Source organism: Aquamicrobium segne, assembly GCF_042656785.1.
Classification (GTDB): domain Bacteria; phylum Pseudomonadota; class Alphaproteobacteria; order Rhizobiales; family Rhizobiaceae; genus Mesorhizobium; species Mesorhizobium segne.
Genome location: NZ_JBHSLL010000065.1, coordinates 1 through 1,003, shown reverse-complemented (window position 1 = coordinate 1,003; position 1,003 = coordinate 1). Strand labels below are relative to the sequence as shown.

At 58.0% G+C, this 1,003-nt stretch carries 1 protein-coding gene; it reads left to right on the top strand.

From position 1 onward, the window contains the following. Positions 1 to 574, top strand: a 574-nt coding sequence (locus ACFPLB_RS17405; RefSeq protein ID WP_378232042.1) for a helix-turn-helix domain-containing protein, incomplete at its 5' end; no start/stop codon positions are given. Positions 575 to 1,003: the final 429 nt, after the last annotated feature.

Below are 1,003 nucleotides of genomic sequence, written 5' to 3'. Positions count from 1 at the left end.
ACAGATCAAGCTTGCGGCGAAGCGGTACGAACTGGCGACGCGACAGCCAGGCGCGCGAAATGGCGCGCTTGGCTTTATCGCTTTGGAGGTGCTGGAATATCTTGGCAATTTGGTGAATTTTCGCACCGGCCGGTTAGATCCGTCGCTAGACTTCCTGATGGCGAAGCTGCGCCGGTCGCGGGACGCTATCGTGCGAGCGCTCAAGGCGCTGCGCGTTCATGGCTTTCTGGATTGGTTGCGTCGGTTTGAGCCGACCGGCAACGAGGGCAGGGGACCGCAGGTCCGGCAGGTCAGCAATGCTTACCGCCTTTCTCTGCCGCGACGTGCGGCGGCGATGATGGGGCGGTTCTTTCAGAAACCACCTGCGCCGGATGATCACACGCATGCGCAAGAGATCCATACAGCCGAGATTAAGACACACCGCGCGGGGTTATCGGAGCTGGAACGCACCATGATGGACGTAGATCCGGATGACCCGCTAGGCGCAGCTTTGCTGCGATTAGCGCAGTCTCGCGCTTTGAGGTCAGAACGCGAGTCCGTCAAGCAGGCTCAATCTCAATCTAATTTAATTTAATAGGAGTTCGGCATCGTCCTGACGGCCGATAATTCAATGGAGCGTGGCCTATAAGGTTCGCTACGCTCACCGGCCACGCAAGTTTTCCTATCCTCACCTGCAATCGTACCGCCATGCTCGCTATGGCAACGGCTACGCCGTCCTACGCTTCGCTACGGCCCTTCGGGTGCCTGCCGCTGCGCGTGACGGTGCGTTTGAGGTATCGGGACGGGGAACATCAAGGCCGCGCTTCGCGCGGGTTCGACTTGGCCTACGGCCCGCATCGAACAGGGAACAACCTATTTTGTCAGAAATCTTTGATTTCAAAGGCCACCGGCAAAGCCAGTAGCCTAAGCGACGGTAATGAGGCCCGTTCGGTAGAAATAGCTGCGCGCTCGAAATCGAACGAACGGAAAACCGTGCAGACAGAACCGAGTAGGCCAATACTAA